Source organism: Belliella calami (assembly GCF_022549695.1).
GTDB classification, from domain to species: Bacteria; Bacteroidota; Bacteroidia; order Cytophagales; family Cyclobacteriaceae; genus Belliella; species Belliella calami.
Window position 1 is genome coordinate 301,273 of sequence record NZ_JAKZGS010000002.1, and the last position, 26,057, is coordinate 327,329.

The window sequence follows — 26,057 nt, forward strand, 5'->3', positions numbered from 1 at the left end:
AATTACCTAAACCTTAAACCATTTTCAATTTCCAGCCTAAATTTTTCAGCTGCCTTTGCAGGATTCGGTGCACTGCAAATCCCAGAAATCACAGCAAGACAGTCCGCTCCAAACTTGATGATTTCTGTAGCATTTTGAGTCTTTACATTGCCTATTGCAACCAGTTTTTTTTCAGTAATAGATTTCAACTGAGCAAGTCCTTTCAGTCCCCATTCCGAAATCGTATCTTCTTTTGTAGGAGTGGAAAATACCGGGCTTACTCCCAAATACCAAGCTTCTGCTATATTTGGCTTTTCTAAATCCCGAAAAGTCTCCACAGACAGACCTATGGGGAAATTTTCGCCCAAGATTTCTCTAGCTTGCTCCAAAGGTGTATCTGTTTGGCCAATATGAACTCCAAAAGCCCCTACATGCTTAGCAACTTCAATATTGTCGTTGATAATCAATGGGACTTTGTATTCGTCACAAATTACCTTCAACCTCTCCGCTTTTTTGATGAATTGATCTAAAAAGAGTTTTTTTTCCCTTAACTGGACAATATCTACCCCACCTTTCATCGCCTCTTCAACCACCCAAAAAAAATCTCTCTCAAGACAGGCTTTTTCGTCTGTCACCAAATAAAGTTTGTATGGAAAATCGATAGTCATCAGATTTCAATTTTGATTCTTTCCCTCAATTCCTCGCTTACCAAGTTGTATAAAGCATCATACAGATACAATTGCAGGGTTCCTGGACCATCCGCCTTTTCAGCTGCAATTTCACCTGCTATTCCCAAAACAGCCATAGCGGATGTGGTAGCCAAAAACAAATCCTTTTCCACTCCAGCGAAAGCTCCTACTATCGCAGAAGCCGTACATCCCATTCCAGTTATTTTTGCCATCAATGCATTTCCATTTGCCAAAGAGGCTATTCTCTCACCTTCTACGATGTAATCTTTCTCTCCTGATACACAAACCACACAGCCAATTTCATTGGAAAGGCTGACTGCTGCTTGAACTGCTTCCTCGGAACCATGACTGCTATCTACTCCTCTACTTTCGATATTGACACGAGCTAGGGAAAGAATCTCTGATGCATTTCCTCTGATAATACTTGGTTTGTGTTTTAGCAATTCACTAATAGTCTCATTCCTGTAGCGAGTAGCACCAGCTCCAACTGGATCCAATACCCATGATTTTCCTAATTGGGTAGCCTTCTCAGCTGCCAATAGCATACTATCTACCCAATACTCATCCAAAGTCCCAATATTGATAACTAAAGAATTCACAATAGAAACCATATCGGCAACTTCTGACTTCGCATGTGCCATGATTGGTGATGCTCCCAATGAAAGTAATGCATTGGCAGTATTGTTCATGACTACATAGTTTGTAATACTTTGAACTAAGGGGGGATTTTTTCTTAAATTTTTAAATGCTTGAATTATTGACTCTTTCATTTCGTAGTGTTTTAGGTTCGAAAACTTCAGAGTCCAACAATCAAAGTTGGTAAAAGAAAAGCTCAATCAATGTTGGCACAAAGTTGAAATAACTTTTTCTTCCGCTGGTATCATCCAGGATCAAGTTCAAAGGGTATGATCTCAGCCCGATAAGGCACCCCCAAAGTTTCACATGCTAAATTATTGCTAATCCTTATCAAAAAAAATTAATATGGATATAAGTTTTGAGTATTAATCATTTCATAACAATAATCATTAGAACATTTTAAGTTCTATATGTTACATTTATATGCCTATTTAAATTAACACCCTAAAAAATCACCAATTATCTAATCCAATTTACATGAAACAATCTTTACAAAAGACATTATTGTTCGCTTGGCTATTTATGGGAATGGTTGCGCTAAACGCACAAACAGTTTCCTTAGCAGGCTGGACATTTGGAACGGTAGCAGGAGAAGAATCTACTCTTGCTGACCAAGGAAACTCCAACAACCTTGGAGTACAACAGATCTCACTTGTAGGTGCAAATCCTGCAGGATATATCGCAGGCTCTCCTGGCAGAGCGATCACCTCAAGTTCATGGGCAGGCACTGCCACTGAGAAATATTGGCAATTCTCTGTCAATACTCTTGGATTTGAAAACCTTGCCATATCACTGAAGCAAAGAAGTTCAAACACTGGCCCAAGAGATTTCCAACTTCAATACAGCTTGGATGCTAGTACCTGGATCAATATTGACGCTGGTACAATCACAGTTGGTAACAATTTCACTTCTGGAGTTTTAAACAACTTATCTCTACCAACAGCTTTGAATAATTCTCCATTGATTTACATCAGATCTATATTGATTTCTGATATTTCTGCAAATGGAGGCACCATCGCAAACACAGGCACCAGTGCTATTGATGAGATTTTCATCAGTGGAATCCCGTCCTCATCTGAACCCCTTCCCCAAACAGCTACACCACAATTCAACCCTGCTGGTGGATCATTTGAAGAGGCACAGTTGGTAACTCTAACTTCCACAACTGAAGATGCAATAATTTACTTCACATTGGATGGTAGTAGTCCAAATCTTGGCAGCCAGCAATACGATGCCCCACTTTTGATCCAAGAAAGCACCGTAGTTTCGGCCATCGCATTCAAAGAAGGATTCGATGTAAGTGAGGTTGCAACGGCTACATTTACCATTTCACTTCCACAGATACCTGCCGGTGGAATTCCTTACAGTCAAGATTTTGCACAATTTGTAAGTCTATCCAACCCAGTAACTAGCTTTGGAGCAGATGATGAATGGTCATTTGAAAGTGGTGTTTTGAACTATAATGGAGTTTTTGGCACTGGCACAGCCGGTGGATTTAGAGGGGTTGACGTGTTGGGGTATCAACATACTGGATCTTCTGGAACCCTTGATGCAAGCTTAACTTTAGAAAATACGACTGGTTTAACAATCACTGAATTGGAGATCTCTTACGAAGGAAAAGTAGGTAGAATAGACCAAACTAGGTTCCCTGAGTGGACCGTAACGATAAATGGTATAGAGTTCACAGAATTATCATACAGTACAGCCGATGGCATCGATAAATCTGTTTCAGCACTAATCAGTGATTTAAGCATTCTTCCTGGTGAATTGATCAACATTACTTGGTCATCAGACAGGGGGTTCAATGCTGGTGGTGGAAGTCGTCAGATTGGTTTGACTAATTTGGCAGTATCTGTACCAGTGAGTCTAGATCCAATTGAATTTGCCAATTGGGATTTTACAGGTCAACCTGGAAACCAAGCATTCACTGAAGGAAACACTTTAGCTTCTGGAGTACTTGTTGGTAGTTTTGCCAGAGGCACTGGAATCAACCCTACCTCTGCGGGAAACTCCATCAGTTCCAATGGTTGGAATGCTGGGGAAAATAGGTATTTCAGTTTTGGATTTACGGTCGCACCTGACAAATTGGTGGACCTATCTGCATTACAACTGGGTTCTACTTCTTCAAATACAGGCCCAAGGGATTTGGCTTTGGTTTACAGCGGAGACGGCTACACTTCTAGATTGGCAGAATGGACCCATACTGGTTCTTTTGTCAACCAAATCATTGATCTTTCTGGCTTGCAAAACCTTTCAGGTGAAGTCGAGTTCAGGATTATTTCCACAAGTGATATGTCAGCCAATGGCGGTTCAGTAGCGGCTGGAGGAACTTTGAGAGTTACAAACTATTTTTCATCAGAAGGATCACTCCCTGTAGCTTTCTCCGGCATTTTCAAAGATGCAGCTGGTGTAATTATTCCAACTTTGAACGTAAATCCAACTACGCTTGATTTTGGAATAGTGAGCTTAGCAGATGCTTCACCAATATCAAGCTATGAGTTATCTGCAAGTAACCTGGAAGGTGATGTTACCATCAGTAGCCCTTCACCATTCAGTGTTTCAAAAGATGGTGTGGAGTTCGCAAGTTCTATAGTTTTCACACCTGAAGATTTAGCTTCTTCACAAACTATATTCGTGACAGTTGACAATTCAGCAGAAGGTGTTTTCAACAGCTCAATTACACAACAAACCGCGGGTACTTTACCAGTGTCATTGACTGTATCTGCAAGTATTTTTGATCCATTCAATATTACTGAAGACTTCAATGCATCTTGCCCTAACCTTCCGTCAGGATGGTCAGCAATCAGTGTCTTGGGTGATCAAGTATGGGCTTGCACTACTTTTGGAAGGGCTGGAACCACACCTACAGCTTCTGCCCCGTCAGGACTTCAAATCAATGGATTCGCAGGAGGAGCAGTACTCAATGAGGATTGGATCATCACACCAAGTTATGATTTGACAGGATTCAATATCCCATTGATGTCATTCTGGAGTAGAGTTGCATTCCAAGGACCGAGATTGAAATTATTGATTTCTACAGATTACGAAAATGGAGATCCGAACGATGCTACTTGGACTGAATTGAGTGATAGATTTGCCAATGCGGATCAGTGGACTTATTCTGGTGAAATCGATCTATCAGCTTATTTGGGTCAGAATGTAAGAATTGCATTTGTTTACAATTCAGCGCCAGAGAGTGGTGCTGCGAGATGGACTTTGGATGATTTTGAACTATTCAGCTCAGACATTCCTGCTTCTCCTTTCTTCTCAAATAGCATTGGAAATGTGGATTACTATCATTTTGGAATTACAGGAATAAGTACAACTTCTGCAATTACCAGAACATTCAATTTCAGCTTGTCAAATGCTACAGACAACTTAAACATCTCTGCAAGTGAAGCATTTGAATTCTCTAAAAATGGAACTGACTTCTCGAACATTTTGACTTATACTCCAGCAGAATTGGCAAACCTGAATACTGTGACGATCAGATTCAGACCAACACAAGATGGAGCATTCGCAAGCCCTATCGATTTCCTTAGTGAAAGTGGTGACATCAATGAATCCAGAGGATATTTGACAGGTGCTACGATAGAAAAAGACAAAACTTTTGATGTAGTCAATTGGAATGTAGAGTGGTTTGGATCATCCAATTCAGGACAAGGCCCTACAAATGTGGACCTTCAGCTCCAAAATGTCAAAACAATCATTGAAGACTTAGATGCCGATGTTTATGCCTTCCAGGAAATAACTGATCTGGACAAATTCTATGAATTGGCAGATGCACTTCCTGGCTATAGAGGCTTCAATTCACCGGCTGTTTCTCAAGCTGGAGACTTCAGCCAAGCCCAAAAGCTGACATACCTATACAAAACAGCTACAGTCGATTCTGTAACTACAAGAGTTCTTCTTCAAGATGTAAATCCCGCAGATTTGGTTGGATACCCTTCAGGTGCCGACAGGTTCTGGGCTAGCGGAAGACTTCCATATCTATTTGAAGTACGTACAAACATCAATGGTGTCCAGAAAAACATCAATTTGATCAATGTTCATACTAGATCTAATGGTGGAGGAGAAAGTGCTGCCAATCCTAGATATGCCATGAGGAAGTATGATATCAATGTTTTGAAAGATTCACTTGATATGTATTACAGTGATGTTCCTCTGATAATCTTGGGAGATTTCAATGATGATTTAGATGAAACTGTAGCTGATCAGACTGCACCAACGGTAAATACCGCTGAAACTTCATTTATCAATTACATCAACGATCCGGAGAATTACATCCCAATCACTATCAGTTTGAGCAATGCAGGGCTTCGTACATTCCCTTCATTTGAAAATGTAATTGACCATCAGATCATATCAAATGAGTTGCTTGATAATTGGATTGTAAATTCAGAAAGAATTGTAGCCCCATATGATTTGATTCCGAATTTTGACAACACTACTTCAGATCACCTACCTATCAAAACAAGGTTTACATTCAAATGTAATTTGGAGGCAGCTACAGTAGTTGCTTCTGATACTGAGATTTGTGGCGGAGGTAATCCAATCGAATTTATGCTTGTTGGAGGGCTATTTGATAGCGTTGTTGGCTGGGAGATTTCCTATGATTCAGGTCAGACTTGGAATATCTTAGAAGGTTCTGCTGATGCTACAAGCATTCAAGTTGAGGACTTGGAGTCTGATGCATTGGTAAGGGCTATTTTAGGATCCCAATCTTGCGAACCTACCGCGACTGAATCAGTTCTAATCACAGTGTCGGCATTACCTAAGCCATTTATAACTTTCGACACTGGAAGGCTTCATACATTGGAAGGTCCATATACTTACAAGTGGTACAAGAACAACTTCTTGATTGCGACGACATCAATCAATAATATTGTGATTCAAGGAAAAGGGAGTTATAAAGTTGAAATTTTCACTCAAGATGGTTGCAAAGCGCAGTCGGACATATTCGAATTTCCGGTAAAAGTGGCTTTCAATAAAATATTTGTATTCCCTAACCCCGCAAAAAGAACAGTCAACGTTTTGATCGAGGGAAGTGATAGAGCAAATATAATTGAATTGCGTACAGCCACTGGTTCTTTGATAGAATCAAGAATGTCCAGTGCAGTTATCGAACAGTTCGATTTGTCTAGTCTTTCGAAGGGTGTGTACTTTTTCTATATCATCGATCAATCTGGAAATAGAAATGTCCAAAGATTGTTGGTAAATTAGAAAAACACGCGTTAATCAATTTAAAAAGGTCATGTTGAAAAACATGGCCTTTTTAAATTTTTGTATCTGAATGCTCCCTTGTAACCAATCATTACATTGTTTGACTATTGATTTGATTGCTTTGGAGTGTTGACTGTTTTCCATGGGAAAGTCCCTCACCGTTTAAAATCTTTTCTAAGACATCGCGTGACATTTCGGATACTCTTATTTTATAATAAAACTACGACATTAAGCTTTCATCATTTTTTTGTTTATTTGCAATGCACAAAAAAGAAAAGCATGTCACCTTTTGAAGAAATTAGACCTTTTTACGATACGGAAGTAAATGATGCAATCAAGGAAATCATCCAGCACCCTATGTTGAAGGCCATGATGAATTTTACTTTTCCTGACGCTCCTGATGATTACTGGAGAGATTTAATGCTTCATTGTCATTCTATTAGAGATTTTCAGATAAATTTCATCTATCCAGCAGTCCAAAAAGTCTTAGAAAAAAGCTCTGACGGATTGACTACTTCAGGGTTTGAAAAACTGGAAAAAAATCAAGCATATTTATTTATTTCTAACCATAGAGATATCATATTGGATACTTCTCTTTTTAATGCTTGTTTATATGAAAATGGACTTTCAATGACTACAACCGCCATTGGAGACAATTTAGTCAAAAAACCTTTTCTTAATTCCTTGTCGAGAATGACAAGGAATTTCACCATCAAGAGAGGACTTCCTGCAAGGGAATTGTTAGAAAGTTCAAAAGTGACTTCTGCTTATATCAAAAATTCTCTACTTAGGGAAAATAGATCCGTATGGATAGCACAAAGGGAAGGAAGAACCAAAGATGGTAATGACGAAACGCACAAAGGCGTCTTAAAAATGGTCTCTATGGCATCTGATGAAGAAAATATTATAAATTATTTCAGAAAAATAAACATTGTCCCTATTTCAATATCATACGAGTATGACCCTACAGATGTATTGAAAATGCCTGAGCTTTTGGCAAAAGCCAAATCAGAAACCTATATCAAAGGAGAAAATGAGGATTTTCTAACACTTCTTAATGGTATCATGGGCCAGAAAAAAAGGATTCATATCCATGTGGGAAATATTCTTAATGATGAAATTGAAAAGATTGGAGTCCAAGAAACAAACTCCAATAAACAATTTCAAGCTATTGCTGATTTGATCGATAAGAATATTCTGTCAGGATACAAGCTTTGGCCTACCAATTATATAGCACACGACCTTTTGTATGGTGATAATGAATATAGAGGGAAATACTCAGAGGATGAAAAGGAGGTTTTTGAAAAACGTTTTAGAAAAGGTGTAGATATAAATGATCCCGTCGCCGTAAAAAGTTACCTATCGATGTATGCCAATCCGGTCAACAATCAAATTAATGTAATAAAGGAGATCAAAGATTGATCTCCTTTATTGATAAAAAACATGACGATTGCCCACTACTTTGGCAGTAATGAAGTAAGCAAACCAATATATTTTTTTTCAACCATCCTCTCGCTCCTTGATCTACAAGATTACAAGCAGCCTTGTGAAATAACCCACATTGGAGTTTCTAATCGTGTTCATTAGTATAATAGCTTTTATATAAAGCAAATAAGATCACACTGGAAGGATGATGATAAACTTTGTACCTTTTTCATTATTTGATTCAATAGTCAATTTTCCTTTTATTTTGTCTATCAAATGCTTCACAAGAGTCAACCCAAAACCAAACCCTTTTTCTCCATCAGTGCCTAGAGTCGAATTTGCCGTTCCTTGCAAAATCTCGTTAATCTTTTGGGTAGATATTCCGACTCCGGAGTCTTCGACAGTGATAAAGAGATCCTTGTTTTGATCAGTTTCTTTCAAATCAAGTTTGACATCTACAAAACCATTTTCAGGCGTGAATTTGATCGCATTTGAAACAAGATTCCCTACTATCTGTAGTAATTTGTTTTTTGGGAAAGGTACATGGTCTTTTCCATCCTTGTTGGACACTGTAAACTTTACATTTTTTTGGACAGCTTGGACACTATACATATCAAGAAGTTTTTCTTTCAAAGTCTCTAAACTAAACTCCACAGCATGGTTAATGGCTATTATTTCTTTGTCGGCCTTGCCATAGTCCTGAGAAAGAATCTCATCCGCCAACTCCAAAACGGAGGATCCGCTTTTTTGAATTAAATTGATAAACTCAAGTACTTCATCTAATTGATTTTGGTTTCCTTGATCTTGGATTACTTTAGCCAAACCGATAATACCACCAATAGGCCCCCTGATATCATGTGCAACTTTCTTTTGATTTTCCTTGATCTCAAGCATTCTACCTTTTAGATCATGAACAGCCTTGAGAATTTTCAATCTATTCACGATCTCATCAGCTATGATTTTTAACAACTCGATCTTTTCTTGGGACAAACTTTTGATCTCTGTATCCACCACACAGAGCGCTCCCAAATTGTTGCCTTCAGTAGTAGTAAGAGGTACCCCAAAATAATACTTCAACCCAGCATCACCATTTACAAAAAATTTATCCAAAAACCGATCATCTTTGGATAGATCTGTGATTTCCAAATGATCTGTTTTCATGATTGTATATTGACATATACTTTCTTCCCTTGGTGTTTGACCAACTGGCACTCCATAAGCAGATACAGACCATTGAGTGAAGGAGTCAATCAAGTTTACAAGAGAAATATCAGTGCCTGCAACTCTTGCTGCAAGCTTAGTCAAATCCTTAAATTGCTGATCTAAGTCCATATAATCCAAATCATAATCACTCAGCTGCAAAACTCTTTCAAACTCATTTTCAGGTATTGGCGGGAAATTTTCTTTCATTTTATAATTGGGTTATTTCACAAATAGAACATAAAAATTAATATTATAACCCAAAAAAATAAGATTTTTTTCAAAAATAAATCACAAAACAAATTTCTACATTCAAAAAACAATACCTTTCCTATTTATTGAACATGAGGATCTTTTAAGAGTAAATAGCCAATGAATGTATTGTTGGTCAAACGGTTTGTGATTCTATTGATTTTGAACTAAGGAGAGGTGTTCCTTACACACAAAGCCTATTACTGTCCAATTTACTGAAATGCTGATCTTCATATTTTCAGAAAAATGCTATTACAAATTCCAATCGCAAGACAATCGTGATGCAGCGCTTTATTTGACCAAAAAACTCAAACCTAAGTTTTTGATTATTCGATCTTTTATATTTTTATTCAGTTCAAGGTGACCAGTGTAAATGTCAGTGATTTTTTCACAATATCTTTGACCATTAGATTTCATCAAATAGTTTCTGATTGTTTTTTGATTGTAAAACAAATGTGCTAGGTACCCTGCAAATTTCAATTCTGGTAAAAGCCTTTCATTCAAGCTTTCCATGTATATACTTGCAGCTTTTCCTTCGTTGGTAAAATTATTTGCAATGGCTTTGCCAGCGAGCGCTCCCGAATAAAGTGAATTGGTAATACCCTCAGCTGTCAAAGGATCTGCAAATCCTGCAGAGTCCCCAGTGAGAAAAACATTGTTTTTCACAAACCCATCTGTCCTTGGGGAAATAGGCACTTGAAAACCATGGGCTTCTTCTGATATAATGTTATCGATCCCCAAGACTTTTAGGTAATTATGGTAATATTCCCTCAGATTAATCTTGCGCTTTTTGAAAGTCCCCACTCCTATGGATAGATGGTTTTTCTTTGGAAAACACCAACCATATCCTTTGGGGATAACGTCAATGTCAAATCTTGCCTCCTTAGACAGCCTTATATAAGTCTCATCATCTACCTCCACCTCATATTCCAATGCAGGGATCAACTGCCTAGTTTCAGCCCAACCAGCCAATTTGGCTGTAGGTCCCAATACACCATCTGCGGCTATTACATATTTTGCTGAAATTTCTCCTTGTGAAGTCTCCAGTAATATATTCTCTAAAAATGCTATTTTTTTGAGTTGATGATTTTCAAGCAATACAGCACCTTCTTTCTTTGCTTCTTCTACGATCAATTTATCAAATTTATCACGCATCACCATGGTGACTATCGGATAATCCCTTTTGGCAAAAAGAGGGTCATTCAGATGATCGAAGTAAATGAACAAATCATCATATTCTTTTTCGACAACATCCGAAAGATCAAAAGGAAGCATTTCCCTTCCTCTAAACACCAAGCCACCTCCACAGGTTTTATACCTTGGTAAGGTTTCTTTTTCCAGAATTGCGACTTTCAGTCCTGCCTTTGAAGCCTCATAGGCTGCCATACCACCAGCGGGGCCAGATCCTACCACTACCACGTCGAAATGTTTCATGCCGAAAGATATGAAAGTATTGGATTGGGAAAAAGATGAATTTTAGGAAAATTAGAATCATCAAGGTGCCATGGGTACACAGAATCCAATGGATAAATTTTTACAACTATGTAAGTGCCTAATGATAAGGAAACTTATTGATTAAGGTTAAAAAATTAAAGGACTACCAAATTGATAGTCCTTTAATTATTAAATAAATGTAAAAATCATCTTTTTTAACTCTGAACATTAATCACAATATTCCTCGTAACAGAAAAACCACTTTCAGTTATCAGTTCGAATTGAATCGTAATCGCAGTACCTGCAGTAGCCGTTGGCACCTCATACTGGAATGTTTCTACATATGAATCTTGTTTGTTCCAAGTGGCGAAACTTTTAGTGTTAATATTTGTAGAATTTCCACTTGCAATTCTATTCATGCGAAGTTCTGTTGCATTTTCATGTTCAGAATATATGGTTACGGAGAAAGTTACATTCTGACCTTCCTGAGGATTAGTACTTGATGCTGTCAATGCAGAAATAGTTCCTACAGCACCCACTACTTCATATTCTGGTTCTACATCTTCCAAGATGCATGAACTTGCGAAGCCCATCAAGAGAAATATAGCGATTGTATTTAATATCTTTTTCATTTTAAATCATTTAGATGTTTGCAATTACCTATCCCAGAATATTCTGTCTTGATTTGTTACACTTGGTACATTCGAGGAGTTGTTTACCACTTCTCTATTCGGGTAAATAAACCTACGAGGGAAGGCTCCCTGAGTAGAGTTGGAAGGTGAAGGAATGAGAACTGGAAATCCTGAAACCATATTATTAGCACCCTCAGGTGTAGATCTTCTCCAGTCCGTCCAAGCCTCGGCTTGAAGAAATAAATCAATATGCTTTTCCATCAATATTTTTTCTAAAGTCAAAGAAGCGGCTGTTTCATTTCCATAAAGTGCCGAGTAAGCAGGGTTGACTGCACCAGTAATTCGCTGTAAAGAAGCTGCCACTGCGTCATTGTGTGCGGTAGCTGCTCTTCCTGACTGTCCAAGCCTCAGCGCGGCCTCAGCTTCTATGAATTTAAGCTCTGAATAATTCAATATTGGGGTTGGTGATTCTCTCCTGTTAAGATAAGGGCCCGGCAATACAGAACCTTGAGGTTTGGATGCTGAACCATTTGGCGTACCTATATAAAGACCGCCTGTAGTAGCAGAAACAAAGAAAGGTAAACGTGGGTCATCTACACCAGTAGAGATTCTATCTTTGAGCAAATCAATCACTCTTTGGCTTATAGCCACATTGTTTTCTCCAAAAGTAGTTTGGAAAAATGGAAACCAAGGACCTGCAAAATCAGACCCAAACAAGACATTTGGCTGGTCTGAATTGGAATTGAATGACCCAGCGTCGATCGCTGCAAGAGATGCTGTAGCAGATCCTTGAGGGTCAATTTTACTCAAATGGTTGTGATATCTAGCCTTCATTGCACGTGCTAGCATTATCCACTTTGGTTTTGAATTAGACCTCCATTGATTTTCGTTGGATGCCCTGTATATCAAATCGTTTGTACTGGGACTAGTAGTACTCGTTGCATTAAGATCAGCAATTCCTTCATCAAGGAGTTGTTGGACTCTTTGATAAAGTGCTGCTGCATCATCAAAACTTGGCTGGCGAATTTCATCCAATTGCAACGCCTCTGAATATGGAATATCATTCCATAGGTCAATAGAGTAACCAATTACTATAGCTTCCATGATTTTAGCAGCACCCAAGTAGTCAGTAGCACCAATTTCTGTAGATTTTTCTTTTACAATATTGATGTTCAAAAGGCAATTGGTATAAAACCTATTCCAAGTGGCATCACTCATATCTGCTATAAAAGCATAATTGTTCACTTGCTGTTGATCTCCTAATACACCAGTAAGATATTGCATCAATATGCTCGTAAATTGGGCTGATTCTCCATTTAGCCCATAGGCAAAAGATGCAGTCACTGCAGGAAAAATCACCTGAATTGAGGCATCCGTCGCTTGATTTGGATTTGTATTTATTTCGTCAAAACTTTCGCAGGAGAACAATACAAAGAGCAAAAGTATAAATGATAATATTTTATTTTTCATCGCTTTCATATTAAATGTTAGAAGGACATGTTCAAAGTAACACCATAACTCCTCATGTTTGGAGTAGTGAAGGCATCTAAACCAACCACACTGTTTGGACCGGCGAGGTTAGTTTCTGGATCAATACCACCATAATTCGAGAATAAGAGTAGATTCCTACCATACACTCCAAGTGAAGCTCTACTCATGCCCAATCTACTTGCCAAATTTGATGGCAAGCGGTAAGACAAAGTAATGTCACGCAACCTAATCCAAGACCCATCTTGAACCCATCTCTCCGCTAATTCTCTACCGAAAGCTGTTGCTGCTCCTGTCCCTTGGAAAGCAGCTTGGTTTAAAGTTACCGGAATATTGTTAGGTTGTCCATCATTATCACCGCCTGGATTTTGGATCACACCATCGAAAACCACTACTTTATTTCTATCCAATGTATGCTCTGCTACCCCAGATCCATTACCCATCCAATAAGCAGTTACGTTCACTACGTCTCCGCCTTTTCGAACATCCCACAACATGGATAGACTTAAATTCTTGTAGTTGAAATTATTCCTCCAACCAATTAAATAATCAGGGTTAGGATTTCCCAACATTTTTTGTTGTGGATCCATCATCGGAAAGCCTTGAGGATTGATGAGTTTTTCACCATCTTCGTTTCTCAAAAATCCATTCCCATAAAACAAACCAAATTGCTCTCCTGGAACCAACCTTCTTTGAATCCTAGCACCAAACAAATTATCTACAATTGGTTCATCATTTGGCAAGGCGTTTACGAAGTTTCTATTTCTAGTAAAATTCACAATCATATCCCATGAAAAGTCACCCCTATCCAGTACAGTACTCGTCAAAACTGCCTCGATTCCTCTATTTTGGATTTCTCCAGCATTAATCAGCTGCGTGGTAAATCCTGTCGAAGCTGGTATAGGAACAGATACTATTTGATCTCGGCTAATTGCATTATAATAAGTAACATCTAACGCTAGTTTGTTTTCGAACAATCTGATATCAGTACCTATTTCAAATGTATTTGTGAATTCTGCCCTTAAACCAGAATTGCCTGCAGCAGGACTCAAAAGAACGCCTCCTACACCATCTATCGGAAACCTTACTCCTCCAGCATATCGGGTTCCTGTCGTACCAATGTTAAAAAATGTATCCGTGGTATAAGCAGGAGGTATATTCCCTGCACCTGCATATGAACCTCTTAATTTGGCATAACTAAAGGTATTGCTTTCTATCTTGAGCAAATCAGTCAATACAACACTCAATCCAACACTTCCATAAGTAAAAGATCTGTTGTTTGCAGGTAAAGTTGAAGCCCATTCGTTTCGTACTGACAACTCTAAGAAAATAGAGTTAATATATCCAAAACTCGCCCGTCCAAACACCGCTTGTGTCATTCTCCTAGTATCATTTTTGGTGAAAATAGGATCTTCTTGCGTATTGGCAATGTTATACAATCCAGGTATGGCGAAATTTGTCCCATTCATAAACAAGCTTGCAGTATTGGAAGAAAACATGTTATGACCTACCAAAAATGTTGAAGTAAAATTTTCACTGAAATCTTTGGTAGCCGAAATAATCAAATCCGAGTTTAGGATTCTGTCTGTGTAGGTATCTTCATACATTCTACCTCCCAAAGCCCCACTCGAAGAAATTGCCGAACCTCCTGCTGAGGATGGTGCCCAAATCTGTGTTCTTTCATCATGAGCAAAATCAAATCCTAATCTATGGGTTATGGTAAGCCATGAAGCAGGCGTAATGTCAGTTTGCAAGTATGAAATAAATCTATTGACATTATCATTGTATGGATTGTTATTGACTGTCCAAAAAGGATTGTCGGGACTTAATGGTGCCGAACCATCCAATGCTCCTCTAAAGTTTCTTTGGATACCACTTGGATAGACAAAACCGGCTGAATTATCAAATGACGGAGGAGTTCTGTACAAACCCTGGATCGCATCAGAGAAGTTATCACCTCTACCAAATTTTGTGCTTGTACTGTTGACGTAGGTTACAGAACCTCCGATTTTTACTATTTCACTCAATTTTGAGTCAGCAGAAAGTTTGAAGGATGTCCTGTTGAATGTGTTGTTAGGAATGATACCTTCCTGATACATATTTCCAGCAGAAAGGTAAAAGTTGGATTTATCATTGGAAGATGATACAGAAACATGGGTATCATTGGTAAACCCATTTTGGAAAAACAGTTTTTGATTATCATAAACAGGAACTCTCGCACCTGCATTTGGGTGATTCATGTCAACAATCGTTCCTCTCGGATCTTTAGCGAAAGGTGTACCTTCATCATACCTTAATGTTGAAATTGGAGCACCATAATGGTTGAAAGTGGTACCTCCATTATACACCCCATTATCCCCTTGACTATACATTAACTGCCCAGGGAAATAGTTCATAATCCTGTCTGTGGAAGTGTTGGATGTTATGTCAACTGAAAAACCTTTTTTCCTTGAACCCTTTTTAGTAGTGATAAGAACTACACCAGTCGCACCTTGAATACCATAAAGTGATGTTGCGGCTGGCCCCTTCAATACTGAAATACTTTCTATATCATTTGGATTGATGTCTATTGCTCTGTTAGCATAATCTACGCCTCCTGAAGTACCTATCGAAGCCCTAAATGAGTTATTTACTGGAACACCATCTACTACAAAAAGCGGTTGGTTTTGGCCAGATATAGACTGTATCCCCCTGATCACAATGCTCGAACCTGCCCCTGCAGATCCACCTTGGCGAGTGACTTGGACACCTGCAACTTTGGCATTTAACGCATCGACAACATTTTGTTCCCTAGAAGCAACAATTTCCGAAGAGCCTACCTCTTGTTGGGAAAAAGCCAACTTCTTCTTTTCTTGAGTCAAACCAAAGGCAGTAACTACCACTTCTGAAAGCTGTGAAACATCTGGAGCCATTTCTAAATCTATAGTGCTCCTGTTTTGGATAGGAATGTTTCTTCTCACAAATCCTATATATGAAAATTCCAAAACTCCACTACCTGTAGGTACTTGGATCGTATAAGTTCCATCCAAATCAGAAACAGCTCCAATAGTGGTTCCCTGAACTAAAATACTGACGCCTGGAAGAGGTTCCCCATCTTCCTGAGAAGTCACTTTCCCTTTTACTGTAAATTGCTGTGCATCGAGTGAAGCAGCACTGAAAAACAGTAAAATGAAGAATAAATTAATTGTACAGTTTTTTATCATATTGCATTATTTAATTGGTTGAAAATCAAATCCTTTTAAAACCAGCGAAACACTAGACCGAATACAAGTGCCAAATAGAAAGAATTTCCTTTTGGCTGATATTTAAATATTTCAATTTCTAAACTTTACAGGTAAATTTCTACTGATGATTTTAACCCTAAAAATTCTACCGCTTTCCAATTAATCCTTAGGTCTGACAATAATCTAGTCATGGTATCTATCCTAAAAACAAAAGAAATATACCTATTTTTCTACCTAAAGTATAATAATTGAAAATGAATACAAAAAAAAATTGCTTAAAAGTCCAAATAATCAAAAAATAAACAAAAAGTGGCCTGATAAATACCCTATCAGCCCACTTTTTTTTATTTGCTGCCCACTGCACAAACCCTCTGATACTCATCTTTTTTTCAGATATAAAAGATGGTAAAACTTAATCAATTCTCTTCTATGTGTTGAATTTCATTCACAATTGATTTTTCATTCAAAGTGATTTCTTTTTTGATTTCTTCCTTTTCCAATCCTACCACACTACCATGTGGCACTTCAGAAATATGAGGAGCAATCACCAATGCAACTATGGAGGTCAATTTGATCAAGATATTCATAGAAGGACCAGATGTATCTTTGAATGGATCACCAACAGTATCGCCCGTTACGGAAGCTTTGTGTGCATCAGAACCTTTGTACTGCATCACCCCATCGATCATCACTCCTTTTTCAAATGACTTTTTAGCATTGTCCCATGCACCTCCTGCATTGTTTTGGAAAATACCCATCAATACACCAGACACTGTGATTCCGGCAAGCAATCCACCCAAAACTTCGGGTCCAAAAAGAAAACCTACAATGATAGGTGACAAAATTGCAATAGCACCTGGCGCTACCATCTCTCTAATAGATGCTTTGGTCGAAATCTCTACACACTTTTCATACTCTGGCTTGGCTTTGTATTCCATGATTCCAGGGATTTCCCTGAATTGCCTTCTTACTTCATTTACCATATCCATAGCAGCTCTACCAACAGCCGCTATAGCCAAAGAGGAGAAAATAAATGGTATCATAGCCCCGACAAACAATCCGGAAAGCACATCTGCTTTATAGATATCGATGGAACTAATCCCTGCCAATCCTACATAGGCAGCAAATAAAGCCAAGGCTGTCAAAGCTGCTGAAGCAATCGCAAAACCTTTCCCTGCTGCAGCGGTCGTATTCCCAACTGCATCCAAAATATCCGTACGCTCTCGAACTTCCTTAGGCAAGCCAGACATTTCAGCAATACCACCCGCATTATCTGCAATCGGGCCAAAAGCGTCAATTGCCAGCTGCATCGCTGTAGTTGCCATCATCCCTGCTGCAGCTATTGCCACACCATAAAGTCCAGCAGCCATAAAAGAACCGTAGATACCCCCTGCCAAAACCAATATTGGTAAAACGGTAGATTCCATCCCGACAGAAAGTCCACCAATGATATTGGTAGCATGGCCTGTTGATGATTGTTTGATAATGGAATTTACTGGACGCTTTCCCATCGATGTATAATATTCGGTGATGATACTCATCAAGGCGCCGACAATCAAACCTATCACTACGGCTCCGAAAACACCCATTTTGGTAAAGGAAATTGATCCTCCTCTTGAAAGTACCAACTCTCCTTCAGGTAACATATAATCTATCAAGAAAAATGATGCTCCTACAGTCAACAAAATCGAAATCCAGTTCCCCTTATTCAAAGCTGCCTGAACACTATCTGTATCTTTTGAAATATTCACAAAGAATGTCCCTACAATGGAAAACATCAATCCCATTCCTGCTATGGCCAGTGGCAAAAGAATTGGTGATATACCACCAAAATTATCATTGGAAACAATCTCTCTACCCAAAACCATAGATGCTAAGATCGTAGCTACATAAGAGCCAAATAAATCTGCTCCCATACCTGCTACATCTCCTACATTGTCACCTACATTATCAGCAATCGTTGCTGGATTTCTCACATCATCTTCAGGAATACCCGCCTCTACTTTTCCAACCAAATCAGCCCCTACATCCGCTGCTTTTGTATAAATCCCTCCACCTACTCTTGCAAACAGCGCAATTGATTCAGCTCCAAGTGAAAACCCTGCCAAAACCTCCAATGCAGTCGCCATGGCATCTCCATTCACATCTCCTCCAGTGGAAACTACAAACATATTATAAAAAACTATAAACAAAGAACCCATACCGAGGACTGCCAAACCAGCAACTCCAATTCCCATGACCGATCCACCTGTAAATGAAACACTCAGGGCTTTCTTTAAACTAGTCTTGGCTGCTTGGGTGGTTCTTACATTTGCTTTTGTGGCGATATTCATCCCCAAATACCCTGCAAATGCAGACAAAAATGCTCCAATCACAAATGAGATCGCTATGATCCAACTTGAATTGGCAACCAGGGTTCCTGACCATCCTAGGATAATTCCAGCAATAACTACAAAATAGAAAAGCACTTTCCATTCTGCTTTCAGAAATGCCATGGCACCTTTGGCTATATGACCCGCCAGCTCTACCATTGTTGCATCTCCTGTTTCCTGCTTGGTTACCCATGCAGATTTGATAGCCATCACAATCAGGCCAATGATCCCCAAGACGGGGACTAAGTAAATTAATACTTGTTCCATATGCTTTTTTTGGTTTATTGTTTGTAAATCTATCTAACAAATATATTATTATTCACTTAGCAAGCAATAAACAGCAAATATTCTTTGGATTTAAGCGATCTAAAATAGAAGAGGATAAATTTGATATAACTCGTCCTTCCTGCGGAGTATTTGAAATTTAAAGACTGTAAGAAAATACAGATGGTTAACTTATATTTGAAGTAAGGGTATTATAAGTTATAAATTTTTGATTTTTACACCTTACCTAGCTCCGATAAAAAACATTACAACCTTTAGAAAGATAAAATATTATATTATTAAACTTTACAACTCAAATGAAAGATTTGGCGAATTTGATACAGGAACATTTTGGTGGTTTCACCCCGCAAGAGTTGAAGATAATCCAAACTTATTTTGAGGAAGTAAAGCTCCAAAAAAATGATTTTTTTACGAAAACCGGAAAAACTTGTGACAAACTGGGTTTTGTTAAATCTGGAATACTGAGAGTTTATACACTCTCCGAAGGTAAAGAAATAACACAATGGATCTCAACTGAAAACTACCTGATCACTGAAGTCATGGGCTTTTTTTTCAACCAACCAAACCGTTGGACAATTCAAGCGCTTACTGAAACTGATTTGCTGCTTATCTCAAAGGAAAATTATTCAAAACTTTGCGCAGAATTACCGAAGTGGGTTGATGTCGAGAAAGCATTCATCATGAAATGCTTTGCGATGCTGGAAGATAGAGTATTTTCACATTTGTCAATGACAGCAGATGAAAGGTTTGAGCAGTATTTTTCACAAAATCCAAAGCTGTTCAATCAAGTCCCTTTACACTACATCGCTTCTTTACTTGGCATGAGTGCCGAAACATTTAGCAGAGTAAGGAAAAGGCTAACAGAAAAATCTTGATTTATATCAAGAGTATTGGAATCAAAATCCCCAATCTTTGTGTGCTAAAAAAATCAAACACATGAAGAATCTTATCAAACTAGAAGAATTGGGGCAATTTATATTATCAATATTACTTTTTTCACAACTTGATTACGCATGGTGGCTCTTTCCAGCATGTCTCCTAATACCAGATCTTTCAATGATTGGATATTTACTCAATCCAAAAATCGGAGCTAGACTTTATAATTTCTTTCATCATAAATTGGTTGCAATAATTATTTTTGTCATAGGATTTTTTCTTGAAAATCAACTTATAGAATTGTCTGGAATCATATTATTTGGACATGCGGCCATGGATAGAATATTTGGATATGGACTCAAGCTTGACGATAGTTTCAAAAACACTCATCTAGGATGGATTCAAAACAAACTTTAATTCATTTCCATTATACTTACATCAATTGAGATGTATAAATACCTGCCCTTTCAAAGTTCTTTTATACTTTTGCTTTGTTATGAAAATGAATCAAAAGGAAAGTTTTTTCAAATGACAAATTACAAAGCAGTAATATTTGATATGGATGGAGTCTTAATCGACACCGAGAAATTATGGAAGCAGGCGGAGTATGAAGTATTTACATCATTAGGAGTAAACGTATCTGAAGAAGGTACAATCAAAACAAAAACAATGACAACTTCAGAAGTAACAAAATTCTGGTATGACATCTCCCCTTGGAAAGACAAAGAGCATATAGTTGTTGAGCAAATGGTAATTTCAAGAGTAATTGAGTTAATAGAATCAGAAAATTGCCTTATAGATGGTGTGAAGTCTTTTATCAAAAATTTAAAGCTGAAAAATCACAAATTAGGATTGGCAACAAACTCTCCCTATAAGATTATTCCTTACGTGCTGAAAAAGTTGAGTATTGAAGATCTATTTGATGTTGTAGTTTCTGCGGAGTTTGAAATAAATGGAAAACCTGACCCTGCCATATATTTTAAAGCAGCTAAAAAGCTCCATACAAGACCACAGGATTGCCTTGTAATTGAAGATTCCTATTCAGGCATGTTGGCTGCCAAAAATGCGGGGATGACTGTGGTTGCTTTTACCAATGGAAACTCAAAAAAAGAATTCGAAATAGCTGATTTTCATATTGATAGTTTTCGCGAAAACCTATACAACATTTCGAAATAATCGGGTATTTAAAAATCAAAATCAACACACTAGATAGGTCGAATGTCAAAACCCGCCCCGAATCAAATCTCCAATCTCTTTCAACTCTTCAGAAGTCAATTTAAGTTTAGGTCTGGTAAAATTAATATCATCCATCGTTCTCAATGGAACCAAATGCACATGAACATGGGGAACTTCCAAACCAATCACTGCTACGCCTACCCTGGTGCATTTGATGGTTTTATCAATTGCCTTTGCTACTTTTTTTGCAAAAACATGTAATCCAGCCAATAGATCATCCTCTAGATTAAAAATGTAATCTACTTCCTTTTTAGGAACGACAAGTACATGCCCTTTTACCAAGGGCATAATGTCCAGAAATGCAATATAATTTTCATCCTCAGCAATTATTTCTGCTGGGATTTCTCTGTTGATGATTTTTGAAAAGATTGTTGCCATAGTCCAATAATAAAAAAATCCCGAGGCAAAACCATCGGGAAATCTATATAATTAATAAGAAATATCTAAAACTTCGAATTCCAATACACCTGCTGGAGCATTGATCTGAGCAATATCGCCTATTGCTTTTCCATTCAATCCTTTTCCAAAAGGTGAAGCCAACGAAATTTTTCCAGCTTTCAAATCAGCTTCTTCTTCGGACACAAGTGTGTAAGTCACTGTCATGCCATTTTTGACATTCTTGATTTTGACAGTGCTAAGAATACCTACTTTGGACGCATCCATTTTAGAACTATCCATTACACGCGCATTTCCTACAACACCCTCTAGTTTGGCGATTTTAAGCTCTAGCAAACCTTGGGCATCTTTGGCTGCATCATACTCTGCATTTTCACTCAAATCACCTTTATCTCTCGCTTCAGCAATCTGCTTTGCGATATCTTGTCTTCCTTTTGTTTTTAGTTCTTGAAGTTCATCCTTCAATTTCTTCAAACCTTCTTCTGTGTAATATTGTATAGTTCCCATTTCATTAAATTTTACTATGGCTATGAAAAATAAAAGAACGGTCTCATTTCTGAAACCGTTTCTTCTATGCTGTTTTCGCTATGTATGATGCAAAGATATAAAGTTTGAGTAGAGAAAACAATTTTAAAATAAAAAGAAAATATTAGTACCCACTATGCTCCAATTTCAGGTTTAGGAGATATTCATTCAAAGAGAACTTATAATGGTTTACAAGCTACAGTACCTAAAACCTTGCAGCTTTATGAAATATTGAAATGTCTATTTCCCAAACTTATGGATTTACGTATTACAATTTAACAAAATGAATTACTTCTTTTGCCTTATCTTTTCCAACAAGACCTGATTGATTTTTTCATACGATTGAAAAGTCCAGCCAGCTACATGGGGACTGAAAAGGACATTATTCCTACCTGTAAGTTTTTCGAATTCTTCTTTTTGTTGTGTTGTAAATGTTTTGAATTTTTCATTTTCTAAAACATCCAAAATTGCTCCTTTCAGAACACCACTTTCCAAAGCTTTATTTAATGTCTCAAAAGAAATCACTTCTCCCCTAGCTGTATTGATCAAATAGATGGGTTTAGAAAATTTTCGAAGCAAGTCAAGCGTGAAATAATTTCTAGTCTCAGCTGTCAAGGGAACATGAATACTCAAAACATCTGCTTCATCCACTATTTGTTCAAAAGTAACTTCCTCTACAAAATCAAATTCAAATCCTTTTTTGTATTTGTCATAAGCCAAAATTTTGACATCAAAACCCCTTAGTTTCTTTGCAAAAGCCTGTCCCATGTTCCCAAAACCAAATATACCTACAGTCTTTCCTGCCAATTCTTCTCCTCGATTACCTTCCCTATCCCAGACACCATTTCGAACCTCCACATCAGCACGGTTGATATGGTTAAACAATGACAACAAACCTCCTATCGCATGTTCTCCTACTGCATCTCTATTTCCTTCGGGAGCATTATGTAGTTGAATTCCTTTTTCTTCCAAAAACTCCAAATCAATCTGATCCAAACCTGCTCCAGCTCTACCTATAAACTTCAGATTCACAGCTTTCTCCAAAAGCGCTCTATCCATTGGGGTTTTGGAACGAATGATCAAGCCTGTATATTCAGACACAATTGTCAAAATTTCTTCTCTTTTGATCTCAGGCCTGTAATTCACAACAAAACCTTCCGCTTCCAACAATGGAATGATCGAAAGGTGCATTTCATCAATTATTAAGACTTTGTTGTTTTGAGTCATTTTTTGATCGGGTAGTTTTGTTTAGTTGGAAAGTTGTGAAAGTTAAAATGTTGGAAAGTTACCAGTCAAATAACTTAATGTTATCAAAAGATTGTTGTTAATCAATTGCTATTGATACTTGACATATGTTTTCCCTTTTATTATTCATCATTCGATGTTTGACATTCGACATTTTTTAGATTTAGAATTCTGAAAAATAAATCAAATTTCGACCTACTGTCATTTATTAAGGCATGATGTTCAATCTTCTTTTCTTTCGTTTTATATGTCTGTTCACCTAAAAGATCTAAATGTCATTCAAATTCTCCTTCAGTACAAATGCGAACTGTCTATTTTCATATTGGCTTCCTGTCTTGTGTCTTGCATCTTGCTTCTCGTCTCTATCACGTCCTGATTTTACTTGACACTTTTTTCATTTAATTGAAGAAGTTCAACCCGCTTCGGGGTTGATAAAACCATGAAGGGTCTCTTTCCAAATTCCCCGCATTTCATACGGGGCTACTCAAGGTTTAACCCTGCCTGACGTCAGGCAGGCCCATTCGGGGTTTGTATCCCTTTTTCTCTCTCGGTTGTCACTTGTGTTTCGTTTCTTGTGTCTCTGTCTCACATCTTATTACTATTTACTTAGCGTAACTTTGCAGCTTTGAGTCCTTTGAGAGATTGTCTCATTTCTAACTTCCTAATCCCTCAATAACTAATCAACTGATAACTTTCTATCAGAAACCATTCTAAATCTTAATTTTAAAATCTACAATCATAAATCTAAAGAACTCACGTATCTTACCTCAATCCTTCCCCTAAAGATTCAAAAACCACATGGCTATTCCAAAATAGATTGCCAATCCAAGAAGGTCATTTGCAGTTGTAATAAATGGCCCAGAAGCTATGGCCGGGTTGATACCAAACTTATCCAATACAAGCGGGGTTACTGTCCCCATAAATGAAGCCATCAGGACCACACAAAACATTGCAAAACCAATGGTGAATCCAAAAATACTTTCATTTCCCAATACAAAAACAACAACCAGGTAAACAAAAACTCCCAAGACGACCCCATTCAATAATGCTATCAAGAAACCTTTGATAAATCGCTGCCAAGGTGTATCATCGAATACTGACTTTGTGGCCAATGTCTGGACTACGAGTGAAGATGATTGAATCCCCACATTTCCTCCTGTAGCCGCTACCAAAGGAATAAATGCTGCCAATGTCACATATTTTTGCAATCCTTCTTCAAAAATTTCGATAATCTGAGACCCCATCAGCCCACCTATTACTCCTATCAACAACCATGGAAGCCTTGCTTTGGAGATCTTAAAAATACTATCTGATTCTTCTACATCAGAGGATATACCTGTCATAGCTTGCATATCTTCTTCTGATTGCTCCCTAATGACATCCAAGATATCATCTACTGTAATTCTCCCAACCAATTTATTTTTTGCATTGACTACAGGAATAGATTCCAAATCATACTTCCGCATGATTTCAGCTACCTCTTCTTCGTCCATGTGTGTTGGAACCGAAATTACTTCTGGTTCATAGATGTCTGCGATTTTGGTATCAGAGGAGGCCAAGATTATTTTTTTCAGGGCAACTCTTCCCAGCAGGTGTTGTCTATTGTCCACTACATATATAGAATAAATCTTCTCAACTTTCTCAGCTTGCCTTCTAATCTCTTCGATGGTCTGGATGACATTCCAGTTCTGGTTGGCTTTGATAAATTCCTTTGCCATCAAGCCCCCTGCACTATCCTCATCGTAGCGCAACAGGTCAAGAATGTGAGCTGACTTCTCCTTTTCCTGTAAGTAGCTGATGATATCTTCACGCTCTCTGACTGAGAATAAATTCAAAATATCAACTCCGTCATCAGATTCCATTTGATCTATATACAAAGCTAGCTCGGAAGACTCCATTTCTTTGACAACTTTCATCAAGGAATCCTCATCAAGCTCAATCAAAATGTCGGCGGCAATATCAGGAGACAATAATCGTAAGACATAAAGCGCCTCTTCCATATTGAGCTCATCTAGCAATGCTGCTATATCTGCTTCATTGACTCCTTCGAGTGATTCTTTGATGAATTCATTGTCCTCTAGGTCGATAGACTCCCTGAGGCTTTCTAGGTATTCTTTGGATAATTCAAATACTTTTATTGGTTCCAAGATTTCTGAATTTTATTGGTTAATGCGACAAAGTCTTCCACACCAAGCTGTTCTGCCCTGAGGTCCAAAATCGGATCCATTTTCAACTCCTCAGAGATCCCCATACTTTTGACGGCATTTCTTAAGGTTTTTCTTCGCGTACTGAAGCCCTGTTTTACGACTCTGAAAAATAGTTTTTCGTCACAATCTAATTTCTTTGTTTCATTCCTTTTTAGTCTGATCACGCCAGAGTTTACTTTTGGCGGAGGATTAAACACACCGGGAGGAACTGTAAAAAGGTATTCAATTTCATAAAACGCCTGAAGCAAAACCGAAAGAATCCCATAGCTTTTGTTTCCTTTCGGGGAAGCTATTCTCTCTGCCACTTCCTTTTGTAACATACATACCACTTCGGTCACTTCATTTCTCACATCTAGAATCCTAAAAAAAATCTGAGAGGAAATATTATATGGAAAATTCCCTGCGACAGCATAAGATTCATTCATGATCGGTTCAAAATTTTCTTTCAAATAATCTCCCTCAATGATTTTATCACCAAGTTTTGGATACTTTATATTCAAATATGCTATTGATTCCTTATCGATATCCACCAAATAAAGATCCCAGTTTTCAGCCAAGAGAAAATCTGTCAACACCCCCATTCCTGGACCGATTTCGAGGACTTTTTTTATACCTCCATGCCCAGTGACTGCCTTGGCTATTTTTTCTGCTATACTTAGATCAGTGAGAAAATGCTGACCAAGGTGTTTTTTAGGTTTGACTTTTTCCATGCGTTAACTCTGATAATTTTATA

Annotated in this window: 18 protein-coding genes and 1 riboswitch; of the genes, 5 read left to right on the forward strand and 13 right to left on the reverse strand. The window is 37.9% G+C overall.

Features of this window, described 5'->3' with window-relative positions; translation table 11 throughout:
* Nucleotides 1–2: 2 nt before the first annotated feature.
* Entirely contained in the window at nt 3–647 is a 645-nt protein-coding gene (gene thiE, locus MM236_RS03550; protein WP_241273552.1) for a thiamine phosphate synthase, read from the reverse strand.
* Nucleotides 647–1,438, reverse strand: coding sequence for a hydroxyethylthiazole kinase (gene thiM, locus MM236_RS03555; protein ID WP_241273553.1), 792 nt, complete (start codon nt 1,436–1,438; stop codon nt 647–649). The genes thiE and thiM overlap by 1 nt, the downstream gene beginning before the upstream one ends.
* Nucleotides 1,439–1,517: 79 nt before the next feature.
* Nucleotides 1,518–1,610: riboswitch (TPP riboswitch) on the reverse strand.
* Nucleotides 1,611–1,781: 171 nt separating this feature from the next.
* On the opposite strand from thiM, the gene MM236_RS03560 reads away from it, so the two are divergent.
* Together MM236_RS03560 and MM236_RS03565 are read left to right on the forward strand one after the other, a co-directional pair.
* Nucleotides 1,782–6,527: a chitobiase/beta-hexosaminidase C-terminal domain-containing protein gene (locus MM236_RS03560; protein WP_241273554.1), complete on the forward strand. Its 4,746-nt coding sequence runs from the start codon at nt 1,782–1,784 to the stop codon at nt 6,525–6,527.
* Nucleotides 6,528–6,806: 279 nt separating this feature from the next.
* A complete protein-coding gene (locus tag MM236_RS03565) occupies nt 6,807–7,949 on the forward strand; it encodes a 1-acyl-sn-glycerol-3-phosphate acyltransferase (RefSeq protein ID WP_241273555.1) in 1,143 nt (380 codons plus the stop codon).
* A gap of 195 nt (nt 7,950–8,144) precedes the next feature.
* On the opposite strand, the gene MM236_RS03570 is transcribed toward MM236_RS03565, so the two are convergent.
* The 6 genes from MM236_RS03570 to MM236_RS03595 form a co-directional block, all read right to left on the reverse strand.
* The gene (locus MM236_RS03570) at nt 8,145–9,362 is read right to left on the reverse strand and encodes a GAF domain-containing sensor histidine kinase (RefSeq protein ID WP_241273556.1); all 1,218 of its coding nucleotides are present in this window, start codon (nt 9,360–9,362) and stop codon (nt 8,145–8,147) included.
* A 333-nt stretch (nt 9,363–9,695) separates the two neighbouring features.
* On the reverse strand, nt 9,696–10,838 hold the full coding sequence (locus tag MM236_RS03575; RefSeq protein WP_241273557.1) for a geranylgeranyl reductase family protein: 1,143 nt from the start codon (nt 10,836–10,838) through the stop codon (nt 9,696–9,698).
* A 215-nt stretch (nt 10,839–11,053) separates the two neighbouring features.
* Entirely contained in the window at nt 11,054–11,470 is a 417-nt protein-coding gene (locus MM236_RS03580) for a hypothetical protein (RefSeq protein WP_241273558.1), read from the reverse strand.
* A 24-nt stretch (nt 11,471–11,494) separates the two neighbouring features.
* A complete protein-coding gene (locus tag MM236_RS03585; protein WP_241273559.1) occupies nt 11,495–12,940 on the reverse strand; it encodes a SusD/RagB family nutrient-binding outer membrane lipoprotein in 1,446 nt (481 codons plus the stop codon).
* A 17-nt stretch (nt 12,941–12,957) separates the two neighbouring features.
* Nucleotides 12,958–16,161 (reverse strand): SusC/RagA family TonB-linked outer membrane protein, encoded by a 3,204-nt coding sequence (locus MM236_RS03590; protein WP_241273560.1) that lies wholly within the window; start codon nt 16,159–16,161, stop codon nt 12,958–12,960.
* 437 nt (nt 16,162–16,598) lie between these two features.
* Entirely contained in the window at nt 16,599–18,821 is a 2,223-nt protein-coding gene (locus MM236_RS03595; protein ID WP_241273561.1) for a sodium-translocating pyrophosphatase, read from the reverse strand.
* A 314-nt stretch (nt 18,822–19,135) separates the two neighbouring features.
* On the opposite strand from MM236_RS03595, the gene MM236_RS03600 reads away from it, so the two are divergent.
* The 3 genes from MM236_RS03600 (at nt 19,136) to hxpB (ending at nt 20,891) form a co-directional block, all read left to right on the forward strand.
* Nucleotides 19,136–19,714 (forward strand): Crp/Fnr family transcriptional regulator, encoded by a 579-nt coding sequence (locus tag MM236_RS03600; RefSeq protein WP_241273562.1) that lies wholly within the window; start codon nt 19,136–19,138, stop codon nt 19,712–19,714.
* 61 nt (nt 19,715–19,775) lie between these two features.
* The gene (locus MM236_RS03605) at nt 19,776–20,132 is read left to right on the forward strand and encodes a DUF4260 domain-containing protein (protein WP_241273563.1); all 357 of its coding nucleotides are present in this window, start codon (nt 19,776–19,778) and stop codon (nt 20,130–20,132) included.
* A gap of 111 nt (nt 20,133–20,243) precedes the next feature.
* Entirely contained in the window at nt 20,244–20,891 is a 648-nt protein-coding gene (gene hxpB, locus MM236_RS03610) for a hexitol phosphatase HxpB (RefSeq protein ID WP_241273564.1), read from the forward strand.
* A 45-nt stretch (nt 20,892–20,936) separates the two neighbouring features.
* Here the strand turns inward: hxpB and MM236_RS03615 are convergent, their stop codons facing one another.
* The 5 genes from MM236_RS03615 to rsmA all read right to left on the reverse strand — a co-directional run bounded on the left by MM236_RS03615 (nt 20,937) and on the right by rsmA (nt 26,034).
* Nucleotides 20,937–21,329, reverse strand: a complete 393-nt coding sequence (locus tag MM236_RS03615; protein ID WP_241273565.1) for an HIT family protein — start codon at nt 21,327–21,329, stop codon at nt 20,937–20,939.
* A gap of 51 nt (nt 21,330–21,380) precedes the next feature.
* Nucleotides 21,381–21,854: a transcription elongation factor GreA gene (gene greA / locus MM236_RS03620; RefSeq protein WP_241273566.1), complete on the reverse strand. Its 474-nt coding sequence runs from the start codon at nt 21,852–21,854 to the stop codon at nt 21,381–21,383.
* A 306-nt stretch (nt 21,855–22,160) separates the two neighbouring features.
* On the reverse strand, nt 22,161–23,099 hold the full coding sequence (locus tag MM236_RS03625) for a 2-hydroxyacid dehydrogenase (RefSeq protein WP_241273567.1): 939 nt from the start codon (nt 23,097–23,099) through the stop codon (nt 22,161–22,163).
* A 797-nt stretch (nt 23,100–23,896) separates the two neighbouring features.
* Nucleotides 23,897–25,264 (reverse strand): magnesium transporter, encoded by a 1,368-nt coding sequence (gene mgtE, locus MM236_RS03630; RefSeq protein ID WP_241273568.1) that lies wholly within the window; start codon nt 25,262–25,264, stop codon nt 23,897–23,899.
* Nucleotides 25,252–26,034 carry a 16S rRNA (adenine(1518)-N(6)/adenine(1519)-N(6))-dimethyltransferase RsmA gene (rsmA, locus tag MM236_RS03635; protein ID WP_241273569.1) on the reverse strand — a complete coding sequence of 261 codons (783 nt, stop codon included), beginning with the start codon at nt 26,032–26,034 and terminating at the stop codon, nt 25,252–25,254. The genes mgtE and rsmA overlap by 13 nt, the downstream gene beginning before the upstream one ends.
* Nucleotides 26,035–26,057 lie beyond the last annotated feature (23 nt).